General features: G+C 39.6%; 19 protein-coding genes. 16 read left to right on the top strand and 3 right to left on the bottom strand.

The window, feature by feature from the left end:
* Positions 1-8: 8 nt before the first annotated feature.
* A complete protein-coding gene (locus tag ATK78_RS04490; RefSeq protein WP_133574841.1) occupies positions 9-524 on the top strand; it encodes a DsbA family protein in 516 nt (171 codons plus the stop codon).
* A 63-nt stretch (positions 525-587) separates the two neighbouring features.
* On the opposite strand, the gene ATK78_RS04485 is transcribed toward ATK78_RS04490, so the two are convergent.
* Complete coding sequence (locus tag ATK78_RS04485; protein WP_133574840.1) at positions 588-1,016, bottom strand: hypothetical protein; 429 nt, start codon at positions 1,014-1,016, stop codon at positions 588-590.
* A gap of 134 nt (positions 1,017-1,150) precedes the next feature.
* On the opposite strand from ATK78_RS04485, the gene ATK78_RS04480 reads away from it, so the two are divergent.
* From ATK78_RS04480 to ATK78_RS04440, 9 genes are all read left to right on the top strand, one after another.
* Entirely contained in the window at positions 1,151-1,498 is a 348-nt protein-coding gene (locus tag ATK78_RS04480) for a 4'-phosphopantetheinyl transferase superfamily protein (RefSeq protein WP_133574839.1), read from the top strand.
* 85 nt (positions 1,499-1,583) lie between these two features.
* Positions 1,584-1,808 carry a CDGSH iron-sulfur domain-containing protein gene (locus ATK78_RS04475; protein WP_056087622.1) on the top strand — a complete coding sequence of 75 codons (225 nt, stop codon included), beginning with the start codon at positions 1,584-1,586 and terminating at the stop codon, positions 1,806-1,808.
* A 246-nt stretch (positions 1,809-2,054) separates the two neighbouring features.
* Complete coding sequence (locus ATK78_RS04470) at positions 2,055-3,281, top strand: hypothetical protein (RefSeq protein ID WP_133574838.1); 1,227 nt, start codon at positions 2,055-2,057, stop codon at positions 3,279-3,281.
* Between the two features lie 39 nt (positions 3,282-3,320).
* On the top strand, positions 3,321-4,796 hold the full coding sequence (locus tag ATK78_RS04465) for a gluconokinase (protein WP_133574837.1): 1,476 nt from the start codon (positions 3,321-3,323) through the stop codon (positions 4,794-4,796).
* A gap of 3 nt (positions 4,797-4,799) precedes the next feature.
* Positions 4,800-6,089 carry a gluconate:H+ symporter gene (locus ATK78_RS04460; protein WP_133574836.1) on the top strand — a complete coding sequence of 430 codons (1,290 nt, stop codon included), beginning with the start codon at positions 4,800-4,802 and terminating at the stop codon, positions 6,087-6,089.
* 206 nt (positions 6,090-6,295) lie between these two features.
* On the top strand, positions 6,296-7,297 hold the full coding sequence (locus tag ATK78_RS04455) for a hypothetical protein (protein WP_133574835.1): 1,002 nt from the start codon (positions 6,296-6,298) through the stop codon (positions 7,295-7,297).
* Positions 7,298-7,318: 21 nt separating this feature from the next.
* Positions 7,319-8,005 (top strand): hypothetical protein, encoded by a 687-nt coding sequence (locus ATK78_RS04450; protein ID WP_133574834.1) that lies wholly within the window; start codon positions 7,319-7,321, stop codon positions 8,003-8,005.
* Positions 8,006-8,115: 110 nt separating this feature from the next.
* A complete protein-coding gene (locus ATK78_RS04445; RefSeq protein ID WP_133574833.1) occupies positions 8,116-9,312 on the top strand; it encodes a PQQ-dependent sugar dehydrogenase in 1,197 nt (398 codons plus the stop codon).
* A 64-nt stretch (positions 9,313-9,376) separates the two neighbouring features.
* Positions 9,377-11,548: a GH92 family glycosyl hydrolase gene (locus ATK78_RS04440; protein ID WP_133574832.1), complete on the top strand. Its 2,172-nt coding sequence runs from the start codon at positions 9,377-9,379 to the stop codon at positions 11,546-11,548.
* Between the two features lie 235 nt (positions 11,549-11,783).
* On the opposite strand, the gene ATK78_RS04435 is transcribed toward ATK78_RS04440, so the two are convergent.
* Positions 11,784-12,140, bottom strand: a complete 357-nt coding sequence (locus tag ATK78_RS04435; protein ID WP_133574831.1) for a hypothetical protein — start codon at positions 12,138-12,140, stop codon at positions 11,784-11,786.
* A 104-nt stretch (positions 12,141-12,244) separates the two neighbouring features.
* Between ATK78_RS04435 and ATK78_RS04430 the strand changes: the two genes are divergently transcribed.
* From ATK78_RS04430 to ATK78_RS04405, 6 genes are all read left to right on the top strand, one after another.
* The gene (locus ATK78_RS04430) at positions 12,245-12,553 is read left to right on the top strand and encodes a hypothetical protein (RefSeq protein ID WP_133574830.1); all 309 of its coding nucleotides are present in this window, start codon (positions 12,245-12,247) and stop codon (positions 12,551-12,553) included.
* A 14-nt stretch (positions 12,554-12,567) separates the two neighbouring features.
* Complete coding sequence (locus ATK78_RS04425; protein WP_133574829.1) at positions 12,568-13,422, top strand: helix-turn-helix domain-containing protein; 855 nt, start codon at positions 12,568-12,570, stop codon at positions 13,420-13,422.
* Between the two features lie 83 nt (positions 13,423-13,505).
* Positions 13,506-14,234 (top strand): siderophore-interacting protein, encoded by a 729-nt coding sequence (locus ATK78_RS04420; RefSeq protein ID WP_133574828.1) that lies wholly within the window; start codon positions 13,506-13,508, stop codon positions 14,232-14,234.
* A gap of 65 nt (positions 14,235-14,299) precedes the next feature.
* On the top strand, positions 14,300-14,923 hold the full coding sequence (locus ATK78_RS04415; protein ID WP_243732433.1) for a pentapeptide repeat-containing protein: 624 nt from the start codon (positions 14,300-14,302) through the stop codon (positions 14,921-14,923).
* Positions 14,924-15,052: 129 nt separating this feature from the next.
* On the top strand, positions 15,053-15,463 hold the full coding sequence (locus tag ATK78_RS04410) for a response regulator transcription factor (RefSeq protein WP_133574827.1): 411 nt from the start codon (positions 15,053-15,055) through the stop codon (positions 15,461-15,463).
* Positions 15,464-15,556: 93 nt separating this feature from the next.
* Entirely contained in the window at positions 15,557-16,573 is a 1,017-nt protein-coding gene (locus ATK78_RS04405) for an SDR family oxidoreductase (protein ID WP_133574826.1), read from the top strand.
* Between the two features lie 172 nt (positions 16,574-16,745).
* Here the strand turns inward: ATK78_RS04405 and ATK78_RS04400 are convergent, their stop codons facing one another.
* On the bottom strand, positions 16,746-17,210 hold the full coding sequence (locus tag ATK78_RS04400; protein ID WP_133574825.1) for a hypothetical protein: 465 nt from the start codon (positions 17,208-17,210) through the stop codon (positions 16,746-16,748).
* Between the last annotated feature and the right edge of the window lie 102 nt (positions 17,211-17,312).

Here is a 17,312-nt window from a genome sequence, read left to right as displayed (position 1 = left end):
AATAACTTATGTCGTTAAAACCAGCTATAGGTCAGGCAGACCATAAACAAGGAGGTCATAAAGCATCCATTGAGATTGTTGAGTATGGTGACTATCAGTGCCCGTATTGTGGTGCAGCTTATCCCATCCTCAAACAGATTGAAGATACGTTTGGCGATCAGATTCTATTTGTATTCCGGAATTTTCCTTTACAGGAGGCACATCGCTTTGCTATGGTGGCAGCACAGGCTGCAGAAGCGGCTGCCCGTCAGGATAAGTTTTGGGAAATGCACGATGCTATTTTTGAAAACCAGCAGCAGTTAAGTGATGCATATTTATTCAGCTTAGCAGAGCAGATTGGACTGGATGTAGATCAGTTTCAGATTGATCTGGAGGCGGAAAGTACAGTTAAAAAGGTAGAAGATGATTTTGAAAGCGGTGTACGAAGCGGCGTAAACGGAACCCCATCCTTTTTTGTTAACGGACAAAAATTTGATGGTGGGGCAGAAGATCTTATGGCAATGCTCAAAGAAAGTACACAATAGCGCTGAAATGGATCTATAGGTTACCTGATCATCCCAATCTGAATTGGGATGATCAGGTAAAGGCTAGTCTTGTCTCAATTGTTTGGTCACATTTAATATTTTCTGTCCCTCTTCATCAACAAACACTTTAGCAGGAGTTAACGAAACATACCTGCCATCTTCATGTGGACGTGCTTCAATAACCTGCAAGCCAACAAGTTTTCCTGATTTTAAGTAACGTGCTTCCAGCTGTGTAGCACATTTGCCGTATTCACCCATAGGGATGGCTAACATGCCTTCAAAGTCGTTGGCATCAAACAGCCTTAGCAATTGATCCTGGTACTGATGTTCAAAATACCTGGTATAATATTCGTGAGATTCACCAGTTTCGACATGTTTAATGGAAAAAAAGAAATTGCGCTTAAAAAGTTTAAGGTCTTCCAGCAAAAATTCCAATAGGCCCTGGTATTCACCATCGGCAACTTCTTTAGAGAGAAAAATTTTGTCCTGCATATGCGTAAGTTAAGATTCGGATAATAATTATAACAAGACAACATAACTAAGGGTTAATTTGTTTGTATGGTCACAATGTCAGTTTGTACAATCGTAATTTTTATAACCACATTTTTTCCTGCCTGTTATTTTGATTGCTGCCTGCTATTGTAGAATATATAGATCCTGCATTTGGTTATCAGGAGATTATAGCGGATACTTTTAGTGCGGAAGAAATTGATTATGTTGAAGAAGAAAACTCTTTAGACCGGTTTTTTACCTTATGGACACGCAAAGAAGCCTTTGTAAAAGTAACAGGTCTGGGACTGGGAGATCATTTGAAATTAATACCCTCGTTAGCTGGCCGGCACATTCTCCACCAGAGCATACCTGGAGCAGATCTAAACTGGCAGGTGCTGAGCTTTATGGAAACAGGCAATTATATGATTAGCATAGCCAATGGGATGGTTATAAATAAGATCAGGGGATTTTTAATCATTTAGGTCCGCTTTAAGGAATGTTTCTAAATTATAATGAATTCCCAGACCATCATTTCAATGATGTAATTTTGTTGAAAATAAAGAGTACATGTCGAAAACAAAACTTACAATCAATAATAACGGCTCGGTAAAGATAGAAGGCGATTTTGAAATCGTTGATAGAAATGGAAATGAGTACGGACTTCAGGGCAGAACAGTACTGTCCATTTGCCGTTGCGGACTTTCTAAAAATAAACCTTTTTGCGATGGTGCACACAATGGCCATTTTGAACACGAAGCAATTGCTTTTGATCTTCCTCCAAAAAAAGTTTAATTCTATTAATAAAACAATTGATGATTAGGAAATGATTTCAAATCAGGTCTGAGATCAATATTTGTACATTAATAAGAAGCCCCGTAACTTGAATGCTTGCCCTCAAAAAGTGTCTAACTTTTTGAGGGCTTTTTTAATGGCATTAAATTATAGTTTGGCTGGCTTTTATTTAAATTACGTGTTGTTTAATTGTTTGTTTATTGAAATTGTAAAACATTAAGTTAAAAAGCAATGTTTATCCTATCTATGAACAGAGTTAACGCCATACTTTTTATTACAGTACTGATCTTTGCATCCTGTCGGGGTAAGGGGAATAATAATGATCACAAAATTACAGGTGATTCAGCAGTTACTAATACCAAACAGAACGATACCCTATTAAAAGAAGTATTAACCGCCCAGCTTGCAGACGGGAAAGAAACCGGTGGTGATGAATACGAATCCCATCAGTATACAGAAAAGGATTTGCAGGCTATTGTACCAATTGTACGTCATGAACTGGAAAAAAGCGGCTATATATTTCCAGCTAAAGAAGAATTTAATGCGGCCATACAGCGTATCTTTAAACGTACGGTCAGTAATTCTATTTCAAAGCAGCTATATGTCGATTTTAATGATGCATGTGCTAAAGAACCCATTTATTCCAGAGTAAAAGTAATCGCTAACGGCTTATATGTAATCAAGAACAATTACTTTATTACAGAATTGTATGCCATCCCGGAACTGCTGGATTACCAATCCAAATTTCCGGAACTAAATCAAATAGAAGATTTAAAAATTCTTAAAAAGAATCCTGATCTGGGAAATTCAATGGAAATACCACATTGGAAAGATATTACAGATCTGAAGGAACAACGTAAAATGAATATCCAGCGATTGGTGGCTCAAAACAGCTATCTTTTTAATGCAAGTAAAACACATGGAGCCTGGTTAAGGAAAAATGAGCCTGAATTTATGACTGCCCTTGTAAAAACATTTGGGTACACCGATGATCCGGAATTGCTGAAATGGGTACTGGAAGCCAGTTCTTTGAAAGCCGGAGACGAAGATGATTTTGGGAAGTTGATCTGGATGAAAAATTGCGACCAGAGTATTTCTATCCATAGTAAAACATTTGAGGTTATTAATTCCATGAATGAGGCTGAAAAAACAAAGTACCTGAATGATCTGAACGCTTATTTGAACTATTTTCTCGATTATGAGAAGAAACCATTCAACATTAACAATGCTCAAAAGAGTAAGATCATTGCCTGCCTGGTAAATTTTGGAGAAAGGTTCAGGTATCAGAATGGCGCTAAGTCCGATGATCTTAAATTCATGGGCCGCGTCTATCTTAGGGATTACAATGATATCTATAAGAATGAATTTAAGCGGAATAAGTATTATAACCTTCCTGAGTTTCAGGTCCGGTTTGAAAAGGCTAAGGATTACTGGGAAGAACTGGTACCCGAAAATGATGGGGAACAAGAATAAATTTAATTTCATAGCTTAGTACGTATTGCAACTGTAATTATGAAATACGTTTTAGGAGTTGATATTGGTACAGGCAGTGTAAAGGCTGTTGCAGTTGATCTGGAAGGCAATTCATTGGAAACTACCCAGGTTATGTACGGGTATGAAAGCTTGAAGCCAGGATACCATGAACAAGATGCGGATCAGATCTGGACTGCATTTAAAGCCTGTTTAGAAGAACTTCTGAAGAAGATGACTTTACAGCCCATAGCTATAGGTTTAAGCAGTGCAATGCACAGTTTGGTTGCTGTGGATGAAGCCGGGAATGCATTGGCACCGATGATGACCTGGGCTGATGCCAGAAGTTCCGAAATAGCTGTTAAATTAAGATCTTCAGCACAGGGGCAGGCCATTTATAAAGTTACCGGAACGCCACTCCATGCCATGTCGCCGTTGTGTAAGCTGATCTGGATCTCTGAACATGAACCTGAACTTTTTCTTAAAACCCATAAGTTTATAGGAATAAAGGAATTTATATGGTACAAAATATTTAAAGAGTTTGAGATTGATCATTCCATTGCCTCATGTACCGGACTGTTTGATGTTACCGGACGGATGTGGTATACTGGTGCCCTTTCTGCAGCCGGAATAACAGAACAACAACTTTCCAGTCCGGTGGCAACGAGTTACCAGAGAATTACGGTAGAACCTCATGATGGACTTGGTTTTTTAGAAGCTGGTATTCCTTTTATCATTGGTGCCAGTGATGGTTGCTTAGCCAATTTAGGGAGCAGGGCAGTAAGGCCAGGTGCAGCAGTGATGACCATAGGCACAAGTGGTGCCGTTAGAATTGCGAGTACTTATCCATTGCCGAATGAACAGGCAATGACGTTTAGCTATATATTGGATGAGGAAACGTTTATTTGCGGCGGACCAATCAATAATGGAGGTATCGCATTGCAGTGGTGGTTAAAGACTGCTGTTGAACAGGAACTTAAAAGTTCGGATTATGATGAACTATTTCATCAGATAGAAACCGTGCCGGCAGGAAGTGAAGGATTGATTTTCTTACCTTATCTAACCGGAGAACGTGCACCAATCTGGGATAGCGAAAGCTGCGGGGCCTTTTTTGGGGTTAAATTGATTCACCGTAAGGCACATTTTTCCAGGGCTGTACTGGAAGGGATTTGTTATGCAATGAAAGATGTTTTTGATGCAGTGGCAGAAAGTGCCCCTTCAATTGATACGGTATATATTAATGGTGGATTTACACGGTCTGCCGTTTGGACCCAGTTACTGGCAGATCTGACAGGCAAAAGGCTTGTATTGTTAGAAACTGCCGATGCATCTGCCATTGGTGCAGCATTTCTGACAATGAAAGCTGTTGGTGAACTGGATAAATATCCGGATGCTAAGCATTTAAACTCAAAAACCATTGAGCCAAACCCAGTCCGCACTGCATTATATTCAAGGAATTTTAGCATCTTTAAAAAGCTCTATTCAAGTTTAAAAGAAACCATGCACGAGATCTCTTAATATATGTCATTACTCATTGTTCTTCTAGGTATTTTGCTGCTCTTTATTTTGATCTTAAAGAAGGTAAGTCCGATGATCGCCTTATTGATCGTAGCTATACTCACCGGATTATTTTTGGGAATGCCGGTACAAAAAGTGATGACAACGATTGGAACGGGAATTGGGAGCACGCTCGGAAGCATGGTTATGGTACTTGCACTGGGCGCGATGATGGGGAAGCTGATCGAAGACAGCGGCGCAGCAAAAAAGATCGTTTTCATCCTCATGAAATCATTCGGATATAAGAACATACAATGGGCTGTTCTGTTAACCGGTATTTTGGTGGGCATTCCTTTATTTTACAATGCCGGTTTTGTAGTGCTCATCCCGCTGGTATTTGCCATCTCTGCAGCTACCGGGTTGCCAAAGCTGTATGTAGGTATTCCGATGGCTGCGGCCTTATCGGTAACACATGGGTTTTTACCACCGCATCCGGGTCCTGTTGCACTTGCTGCACTTTTTGAAGCAGACCTGGGCCGAACATTGTTATTTGGTTTAACTTTATCCGTACCTATAGCCATTATTGCTGGTATCTTTTTTCCAAAGATGATCCTGAGAAATATAGCTTTCACTACAACAGAAGCAATTTCATACGCATCAGATACCCCAATGCCATCTGCATTTAAAAGCTTTCTGGTGGCTTTACTGCCTGTATTCATTATCGCCATAGGAACTATTGGCGGTGGAATAGAAGGCAATCCTTCCATTCAGGAATTCTTTAAATTTATATCCGATCCAACAGTTGCCTTACTGGTTTCTGTGGTGATCACTGTGATGGTACAAAGTGCGCCTGTTGCTATGGCGATGGAATCCTGCGCAGAAGGGGTAAAAAGCATTGCGATGATTATACTGATCATTGCTGCAGGTGGTGCTTTTAAGCAGGTTTTGGTAGACAGTGGTGTTGGCAATACGGTCAAAGACTTTGCCGCCCAGCTGGCTTTATCCCCTTTATTCTTAGCATGGCTCATTACCGCATTGTTGCGTGTTACACTAGGTTCTGCAACTGTTGCCGCGTTAACAGCTTCAGGGATAGTGATCCCATTAATTGGGCCCGGTGTTTCTGCAGAATTGATGGTGTTGTCTGTAGGAGCAGGAAGCCTGATGTTTTCACATGTCAACGATACTGGATTCTGGATGTTTAAAGAGTATTTTAACTTATCTCTTAAAGAAACATTTAAAACCTGGACAGCCATGGAAAGTATCATTTCTATATTGGGTCTTTTAGGTGTTCTTTTACTCGGTCAGTTTTTATAAGCTGATTTTTTCTAAAGGATGATCAGTTCTATAATTTTGTACATATTTCATGATGAAGCCGTTAAATAGAATAGCTAATCCGTTTGGTTCATAACTCAATTAAACGCAAACTTCAATAGTCATGATCATATTTAATTATTATTTAACGTGGGTATTAAAACATTAATATCAGACCAATGTTTTAGGTGTGAACCTGATTAAACGAAATGAAGAACAAACTGAATTATTTTAGCGCAATCCTATTGGTTATTGCTTTGTCTGCTTGTAATCAAACACCAGCCAATAATAAAATACCATCCAACAATAAAACTCCGTCTGGCAACCAAATAACTGATGTCTCTGGTAAACCAGAGGCTGCAATTGCTCCTGAGAAAGATTTTACAGAAGGAGTAATTAAGGTAAGTATATCGTTGCCCGGCAGTCCGATGGGAAAAGTATTTGCCCAGATAGATCCTGAAAAAGGCAACATGCAGGTACAGATGAAAAGTATCCGCGATAAAATGTCTGCTGCTGACCAAAAAATATTTCAGGAAGAAAGCCAGAAACTGGGATTCGCCATGATGGGGCTTGTTCTCCTCCCTCCAAAGACAACGATATATATGAAAGGTGATGAAGCAACTGCAAAAATGGAAGCGCTAACCTATAGCGGCGAAAACACCATCAACAGCCGAACTAAAAAAGGGATGTTCTATGTAAAGTCGCGAACCAATAAAACCGATATTAGCTTTACGTACGACGATAAGAATTCTTATAAAGCATTTGCGGGTACCTTAACGGATAAGGAATACAATATCGTTAAAACGAAAGAAACTGAGGTTGTTGCCGGGTATGTGTGTACTAAAAGTATTTATACGGAAAAGAATGCTGGCAAACCGGCGTCTGCTGCCCAGGCTGCTTCTGCATCAGGTGTAGGTGCGTATAAGGTTGAAGTTTGGAGCTCAGACCTCATGCCACGATCCATAAATTTCTTACATCCGCTATATGTAGAAGAAGCTGGCGGAATTATGAAGCTGGTGATCTATCCAAAAAAAGAATCTGACCTTAAAGTATTGTATGAATTTACCAGTGTAGAGCGCAGACCGGTTACGAGTGCTGAAATGACTGTAAAGAAAACTGCAAAAGTTTACGATTATGGAAAGGATATTCAAACCTTAGGCTGGAAATTATTTGGCGTAATGCTTGGAGCAACAGAACAAAGTTACAATTAAATCCCTTTATAGAATATTGAAATGAAAAGAACAGCAATTTACGTTTTACTAGTATGCGCCTTTATGGCCTGCAAAAACAAATCAAACACATCCGGATCGGTTGAAGGAAAGGATTCGGTATCAACAGCGTCGACCATTGAAGCAGATCAATCAAAAGGTGCCGCAGATACCACTTTTGATATCCAATCCATCCCGGTGACCGATAAAGATCCTGGTACATTTCCTTATCTTAATCCGCCAGAAACTTACACTTATGGTTTTGATAAACAGATCAGGCAAAGTGACATAAAAGATTTTGATAAAGAATATTTTGCCGTCAATGGTAAGCTTATTCCGCAGGAAGGTAAAAGCTATAAAGTTTCTATAGAAAAAGACCGGAGCGATGGTAAGCGTTTTAACAGCTTAATTGTAGAGCGAAGTTATGAACAGGCTATTTTAGCCTTAGGTGGTGTAAAGGTTAACCATGTGCCGGTTTCTAACGAAGAATATAAAAGAGTTGGCGATAAAGAACTTATTGAAAAACATTATGGAGCTTCCATTAATGCAAATCTTTTAGATGACATCAAAACCTATGTAATCAGAACAAAAGATAAGGTGATCTGGATTCAGATGTCTTTACTTAATGAAGAAAGCGGCAACCTGACCGTTCTGGAAACCGGAGAATTGAAAATAGTAAATAAAATCTCCAATACTACCAATCCAAAATAGGGTATATAAATGCCCTATTAAAAACTGCTGCCTCTATAAAGACAGCAGTTTTTTTGATTACACCGAATGAAACACTATTTTTAGACCTGCACATCTTTTAAACTTCATATATGTCCATTAAATCTTCTTTAAAAGCGCTTACTACTGCTTTGCTTATATTTAGTTCTGCAGCAATGGCGCAAGTACCTGCATCACCCATCAAGTTAAAACTAAAGCTGATCTCCGATAAGTTTACCAGCTTAACCGCATTTGCAGAGCCAAATGATAAAACCGGAAGATTGTTCGTGGTAGAGCAGGAAGGACGCATTAAGATCATTAAAAAAGGAATCTTATTAACAACGCCATTTTTAGATATTCAAAGTGAGGTACTTAAAGGCAATGGCTCTGATGAACGCGGGCTGCTGGGCTTGGCATTTCACCCTGAGTATTCCAAAAATGGTAAGTTTTATATTTACTACAGCTCAAGGATTCCTAAAACAGCAGGTGTAAATCACCATAGTATTGTCCGCGAATTTACAGCTTCCAGTCAAAACAGTGATCTTGCGGATAAAGCAAGCGGCAGGATTGTTCTTGAATTTGAAGAACCTGAGGCTAACCACAATGGCGGAGACTTGAAGTTTGGTCCGGATGGCTTCTTATACGTTGCAGTTGGTGACGGTGGCGGGGGAGACGACCGTCATGCCGAGTTTGGAAACGGACAAAACCTGAATACTTTTTTAGGTAAGATCTTAAGAATAGATGTGAACCAAAAACCTTATGCGGTTCCTAAAGACAATCCTTTTGTGGGTAAGGCAAACACAAAACCAGAGATCTATGCCTACGGATTAAGAAACCCATGGAGAATTAGCTTTGATAAGGTATCCGGCAAATTATTTGTTGGTGATGTTGGTCAGAATAAATATGAAGAAATAGATATCGTAACCAAAGGAGGGAACTACGGATGGCGGATTCGGGAAGGCCTGCATGAAAATGCGCGGTTCCCAAATGATCCGGATCCAAAGAACTCAATTGATCCGATTACTGATTATCCGCATGCTGAAGGAATCAGTGTAACCGGTGGATTTGTTTACCGCGGTAAAAAGATTCCTGCACTATATGGTAAATATGTTTTTGCAGATTGGATGGGGCCTTTGTGGACATTAACTGACACAAAGAAACCGCAATGGAACAGGGAGAAGTTATCAATATCACACGATGCAGGATATTGGCAGATCACCAGCTTTGGCGAAGATCAGGCAGGAGAATTATACCTGTTGGCTGCTATTCTGGAGTCTGGTAAAAATGCAGTCTATCAAATAATTCCCTAAAGTTAACCTGCTTGGTACCTTACCTAAAAATTATTTTTATATTGCTGAACACAAATGATATAAAATGAAAAGTAAGGTTAAAAGTAATCTGGGTTTATTTCTTCTGGTACTGTTGGTATCATGTAAAGTTGCAGGAGTAAATACAGGTCAGAGTAAAACAGGCTACACGCGGTATGTAAATCCTTTTATAGGGACCGCTCCGCTCACAGATCCAAAAGTATTAGGCTATGAATTGCCAAGGGGATGGAGATCCTGGGCGGGACTAACCTATCCGGGCAGTTCGTTGCCCAATGCCATGGTGCAGTTGAGTCCGATCACGGAGTATGGATCTGGTGCGGGGTATGAATACGAAGACACGTTTATTTACGGATTTACGCATACCAATAAAGGACATTGGAATTTGTGCAACATTCCTATACTTCCGGTATCTAAACCAGGTACTAAATTTGGTTCCAAATTTTCTCATGAAAGAGAAAGTGCCGAACCTGCCTTTTACCAGGTCTTCCTGGAAGATTATAAGGTAAATGTTAGCCTGACTTCAACCTTAAGATGCGGATACCATAAATATGAGTATACCGATAACACGGATCGTCAGATCCTGTTTGATTTGGGTAAGGCAAATAATAAGGTATCCAGCTGGAAAATAGATCAGGTAGGCAATTCTGTACTACAGGGGCATCAGGAAGCCGGAGAAGGCAGGATCTATTTCTATGCCACCTTAAATCATACCATTGATAAATTAGAAAAGAGAAACGAAAATACCCCACAGGGATTGGCTTTGGTGCATATCAGCAATAGCAACAACGGTCCGGTTGAGTTACAGATTGCATTATCATACGTGAGTATTGAAAATGCAAAGGAAAACCTGGCACAGGAGATCGGCAATAAATCGTTCAATGACATTCGTAAAGAAGGAACTCAGAAATGGGAAGCCTTGCTTTCAAAGATCCAGGTAAAAGGCGGCACAGAAAAGCAGAAAGAAATGTTCTATTCCTGCCTGTACAGATCCTGTCTGTGGCCTGCATTGCGAAGCGATGTGAATGGCGAATACACCGATGTAAAGCGAAAAGTGATCAAAGCTGATTTCAATTATTACACGACTCCGTCTCTGTGGGACACCTACCGGAATAAAGATGTGCTTTTAGGTATTTTATCGCCCCAGGTTACTTTAGACGTGATCAAGTCTATGAAAGACATCGGTGATAAAACAGGATTTATTCCTACGTTCTTTCATGGCGATCATGCTGCATCTTCTATAACAGGTGCATATCTAAGAGGTATTGATGGTTTTGATGTTAAAGGAACTTATGACTTATTATTAAGAAATGCCAATATAGAAGGTGGTACGCGTCCCCATATTAAAGAGTACATTCAAAAAGGATATATTTCTGATCCGGATGTAGAAAGACCGCATGTGGAAACGAAAGGAAAAGCAGGGGTATCCAAGACATTGGAATATGCCTATGACGACTATTCACTGGCCCAGCTGGCTAAAAAATTAGGCGATACTACAAATTACAGGATACTGATGGAAAGATCAAAGAACTATAAAAATGTATTTGATCCATCAACCGGGTTTATGAGGGGCCGTCTGGAGAATGGCGATTGGGTTAAAAACTTTAATCCACAATATCCATATTATGAATACATGTATCGCGAAGCAAACGCCTGGCAGGTATCGTTTTATGCACCTCATGATATGAAAGGACTAATTGGATTATATGGCGGGGCGGCAAAGTTTGAAGCAAAATTAGATTCTCTGTTCACAGTTCCATGGAATCCAAAATACATAGCCAGAAATGTAGAAACGATGGTTGGCCAGTATTGCCACGGTAACCAGCCAGATCATGAAGCACCGTTCGCTTATCACTTTATTGGTAAACCGGAGAAGTCGCAGGAGATCATTGATCACATTTTAGATAACTTATACGGCATAGATGAGAAAGGATTAACACTTTGCGGAATGGATGATGCCGGCGAAATGTCTGCCTGGTATGTATTTAGTGCGTTGGGACTGTACCCATTTTCTGCAACAGATGCTGAATATATTGTAACTGCACCTATATTCGATGAGGTTAGATGGGATACTGGTAATGGAAAAGTACTCACTTTGAAGAAACCTGGAAAAGGGAGAGGGATAACGTCGATTAAAGTTAATGGAAAAGTGAATACCGGTTATTTTGTATCACACGATCTGTTTAAGAATGGTGGCGTGGTTGATGTCATTACCAAATAATATTGGTTTGTTCTGGCTTCCTGAGTTGCAGATTCAGGAAGCCGGCAATGCATGGTTTGAGCGCATGTTCATATCAAGGGAGTTGAGAATTCAAAGATCTGAATAACGTTGAGAACGTTGAAAACATGAGAACGTTGAGAACCTCGAAAGCATTGAGAACATTGAAATAATGGCGCAATATGGACATTGAACGTGTTGCGTATAATAATAAGTATTGAGCGCGCGAAGATTACTTTTAAACGATTGGATAATCCTGAATTTCCTCCAGCCTGATCCGTCGTTCCGGACGATACCCGATCAGTGCGAGGTTAATCTCATCCTGATTATTCGGATTGATTAATTCTGAACAATAACCCTCTCCATTCTTATAACAAAAACTGATCACTACCCGTTCACTCGGATGTTCAATTTCAGGTAAGCCATCCAGGATATTAAAGAGGTTTTTGAAGACAGTCTTGATATTTTCACCATCAGGTACTATAAAAAGTATTTCGTCCCTGGAAGAATCAAAAAAAGTAACAGTACGCCAGCTTGGATCACGGTAATGCGCCTTCAGGTTTAGCAGAAGCTGGGATTTGTACGGGTGTTTCATGAATTTAGTTTGGTTGGTATGGCTAATATAAGCTAAAAACTTAGTATTTTATCGAATTGAATGTGATTTACATACATTTAAAGTGGGTTTAACAGAATAAATTGATGAATTCAACTGAATTAGAATACCTTAAAGAATTAAAGACGGATATGAGTGAGGGCATCATGATCGAACACAATACCGTTGACCACTACAAGATTAGACTCATAAACAAGGGAGAAGAATTGTTTTATCATGACCTGCAGACCAACACTGCTTTTATCTGCGCAATTCAGATCAGGAACGGATCTATTTTTGAAAAAACCATACATAAATGGGATACCGGAGCGTTAATTGAAAATAAGCAGGAGATTCTTAAGCAAATTGAAAGGTATTTTATAATTTTCCAAAAAATAGATCCAACCATAAGGTAGGCCAATATAATTTTATGAAAAGATCATCCCAAATACCAACACATACTTTACAGGAAAGGGGAGTGGCCGCATTTGAGATCCATGAAATTAAGGAGATTGATTTGGAGGGTAATGTCATAAACCATGCCCATAGAGATGACAATTATATCTTTTTCTGGCAGAAAACCGGCAGGAGTAAATTAATAATTGATTTTCAAGAGATTGAAGCTAGTGGTAGTGCCATTTTATGTATTATTCCAGGTCAGGTACACCATGGTATCTATGCAATAGGAACTACTGCATGGTTTTTAGCGGTAGACACTTCCTGGGTTCTGGATTCCTTTCGTTCCGTTTTTGATGGCTCAACACGAAATCAAGCAATTCCTTTAGATACCAGCAAGGCCCGGCTGTTTGAAGAAAGCCTTCAGCTCCTGTCTGCACTTTATGAAAGCAAGCAGGATTATTTTAATGACCAGACACGCCGTTCTATGCTTGATGTTTGCATAAGCCTTTTTGCCGTCGCTTACGAGCAGGGAGAACCACCGCAACCTAAGGCCGAATTACGCAGTACTTCAATTACCAGGCAATTTAAAAGTATGCTGTTGTCCAGGTTCCGGGTTATAAAAAGTCCATCAGCATATGCATCTCTCTTAAATATCTCTTCTTCCTATCTAAACGAGGTGGTAAAAGATACAACCGGCCACCCCGTTAGCTATTGGATTCATCATGAAATAATCCTTGAGGCTAAGCGGCGGCTGTTTTATACCGATAATACCGTTAAAGAGATCTCTCATGATCTGGGTTACCAGGATACCACTTATTTCATACGTCTGTTCGGCAAGACTACTGGCATGTCGCCATTGCAGTTTCGACAGGAATACCGCAAATAGTCCACACATCACGTAGAATTCTTCATTGTTTGAGGTTCTGGTTTACTGTTACTTTGTTCATCAAATAACATAACCAGAAAAAGATGCCTAAAGTGCCTAAATGGGTTGGAGATGCAATAGAAAATTTGCTGGCTTCAAAATTCCTATCCGTAACCGTAAGTTCAACACAATATTTAAGTCCGTCGGTGAAAAAGATATCCTTTACCGGTGATTTTACCCAGACAGATTTTTACCCCAGCCAAGCGGTGTCTTTAAGGGTAAGCGATACCGAACACCGTAATTATACGCCCTGTTCATTTGATCCGGAAAATGGTGTACTTGAAATCATTTTCCATTTACACGGAGCTGGTCCGGGCAGTCGGTTTGCAGATGATCTTAAGCCGGGAGTAAATCTTAAAATGATACCTCCGCGCGGACATAAAATGCTCGATCGCGACAAAAAGAACCACTTCTTTTTTGGCGATGAAACTACTTTAAGCCTTTACTACAATTTTGCAGATCAAATAAACCGTACCCATCAGCAATACATGGGTATACTGGAGCTTGATCCTGAAAATTTCATACTTATTGATCAGCTGGGGTTAAAGGTAAAAGCGGTGCTTAAATCGCCAGAAAATCCTGCACAAAATTCGATTGCCTGTTTAGATGATCTGCAGCACAACCATCCGGATGCATTTGAAAGCGGGGTTTTTTATTTGACTGGTAATGCGGCATCTGTACAGCAGTTTAGAAAGGCTTTAAAGATGCGTGGTGTAATTTCAAAGCAGATTAAAACACAGGCCTACTGGGCAGCAGGAAAAGCAGGCCTATAGCAATCAAAACAGTGCTGAATACCCTTTGCAACTAATTTATAGTAAATTATTAAATTTTATTAAAGATGTATACCTTGTACCTCACTTACTATTATACGCATATTATACAAATGGGATCCGATTATATTGCAGACCAAACATTTACAAAAATAGATTATACACAAGAATTACTGGCTGACAGAGAATATGATGGCTGTACCTTTAGCAGCTGCAATTTTTACGAGGCTGATCTTTCTGGAATTACTTTTTCTAACTGTGTATTTGCCGGCTGCAATCTGAGTATGGCGAGGCTGGTTAAGACCAGGTTATCTGATGTTGTATTTAAAGATTGTAAAATGTTGGGGCTGCGGTTTGAAAACTGCAATGTATTCGGACTTTCTTTTAGCTTCGACAAATGCCTGCTCAATCATTCTTCTTTTTTCCAGATGAAATTGAAAAAATCTCATTTTAAGAATTCACAGCTGCACGAAGCAGACTTTACAGAATGTGACCTGTCTGCTGCTGTATTTGATGATTGTGATTTGTTAATGGCAACTTTTGACCGCACTATCTTGGAAAAGACGGATTTTAGAAGCTCATTTAACTATTCAATTGATCCGGAACTGAACAGGATCAAGAAGGCCAGGTTTTCATTGCCTGGTGTAGTTGGACTTTTGAGTAAATATGATATTGAGATTGAAGGCAGGTAATATATTACACCAATTGAATGTAGAAAGCATATTGATGATTAATAACCAGTATTTTACTGCATAAAACCAGTATAAAAACGGGTGCTGATTAAAATAAGAGATCTTAAATTTATACTAGAATCCCTTAGTATGAAAAAGATTTCTAAGAAAAATAGCAAAAGTGATCGTTTAAATCTTCTGATTATCGAGGATGATGAATCTTTAACCGAAATTCTTGTTCAAATCTTCACAGATGAAGGTTATATTATAAATTGCTATTCAGATACATCAGATATTTTATCACTTGTAAATGAGTTTAAACCTGATGTGGTGCTGCTGGATTACATGCTTCCTAAAGTAAATGGTGGAGAATTATGCAGTCAGATCAAACAACACGAAAAATTTAATCATATACCGGTAATCATTTATTCAGCCTTTTCAAAAGTATTATTATCACTTGGCGACTATGGATGTGATATCTTTTTGGAAAAGCCATTTGATATAACTGATTTGGTTAGGAAAATAAAAAAACTTGCAAAAAACCATAAAAATGTGGCATAATAGGTAGTCTGTTTCCTTAAAATAGGTATTTACCACCAAAACTGCATCAGCTTTATGATTGTTCTTTTATTGTCAATCTACAATAATAGTACTATGGAAAGTTTAAAAGATGAAAGTAAAATCAGCAGACGTAAAGTCATTGGTGGAATAGGTGCAGGTATTGCCGCTGTAGCTGCAGCACCGGTTTTTGGTGCAACAAAATGGTCAGATACTGAACCGGTATCTGCAGTAATATTAGAAGATCCAACTACGAAATATCCTAAACCACCTTTTAATGGCCAGCTACAGCCCTGGCCGGGTTTAGCAAGCAAGATGGATCCCCGTCCTGACCATGGAGAGAAAACTTATAAAGGATCCGGACGTTTAGCAGGACGTAAAGCCTTAATTACAGGAGGTGATTCTGGAATGGGAAGAGCCGCAGCCATTGCGTATGCACGCGAAGGTGCCGATGTAGCTATTAATTACCTTCCGGATGAAGAACCAGATGCAAAAGAAGTTGTTGAACTGATTAGGGCGGCCGGCAGAAAAGCGGTAGCGATTCCAGGCGATCTTCGTGATGAATCGTTTTGTAAAAAATTGGTAGCGGATGCAGTTAAAGGACTTGGCGGACTGGATATCCTGGTGAATAATGCTGCCCGTCAGCAAACCCATCCATCGATCATGGATATATCTACGGAACAATTTGACTGGACCATAAAAACCAATATCTACGCACCATTCTGGATCATTAAAGCCGCATTGCCCCATTTAAAACCAGGCTCGGTAATTATCGGTACCACATCTGTACAGGCCACAGATCCGTCGGCAGAGCTTTATGATTATGCACAAACTAAAGCGGCTACAACCAGTTATGTTAAATCTCTGGCTAAGCAGCTTGGACCAAAAGGAATTCGTGTAAATGGTGTAGCACCCGGACCAATCTGGACGCCTTTGCAGGTAAGCGGTGGCGCAACACAGGAAAAACTGAAAGGTTTTGGAGGCGATACCCCACTAGGAAGACCGGGACAACCTGCAGAATTGGGATCTATCTATGTTCAGCTTGCAGCAAATGATGCGAGTTTTTCTACCGGACAGATCTATGGAGCTGCTGGTGGTAACGGTCAGCCTTAATAGCTAATATATCCGTCAATGATTTTACTAGTGTAGTACTAAACGTCTTACTGTTGATTATAACTGTAAACGTTTACATTAGCAATAATCATTGACGGATTTTATTTAATCGTAATTGATACCAATATTCCGATTATTTACCGGTATACTTTTTTGAGCGGGCATTGTATCATTAAATAACTCTTCCCTCTTTCTCGGCTTTCCGGTCGAGGCCAGCACCGATTGCCATACCAATGCCAATGCCAAGTGGAATGCCCAACGCAATATTTCCTAATGCCACTCCCCATGATAAGCTAATGGCTACGCCGAGTGGCATCCACATGATCATGTAATACCCTTTGGCAACAAGCTTGTACTTTTTACGTATTGACGCTTTGTAAGCAGATAATAATTTCGAAAATACAGGGTCACTGATCCTGCCAGTTGTATTCAATAGCGGAATTTGACTGATTAATTGGGCAGTTTCCGACTGAAAAATTTCTAATTCTGTTTGATTATTGATCTTTACCGGAACCTTTTGGAGTGCTCCCGCTATAAAATCTGCACCAAGTGCCTTTCTTTCTTTTTCAGTTAGTGCTGAAGTTTTGTTTTCAAGGATAGCCAGTTGTTCTACAGCCCAGGTTTCTTTGTTTTGCATAGTGAATAATTAAGTTTAAGATAGCTAAAGAAATTATAGGTTACAAGTTGCGCTGGCATTTTTTTAGAAAAATCTATTGTTTAACAGAAAACTAATTTAAAT

Origin of the sequence: Pedobacter metabolipauper, from assembly GCF_004362715.1 — a bacterium.
GTDB classification, from domain to species: Bacteria; Bacteroidota; Bacteroidia; order Sphingobacteriales; family Sphingobacteriaceae; genus Pedobacter; species Pedobacter metabolipauper.
This window is presented reverse-complemented; position numbering and strand designations above follow the sequence as displayed.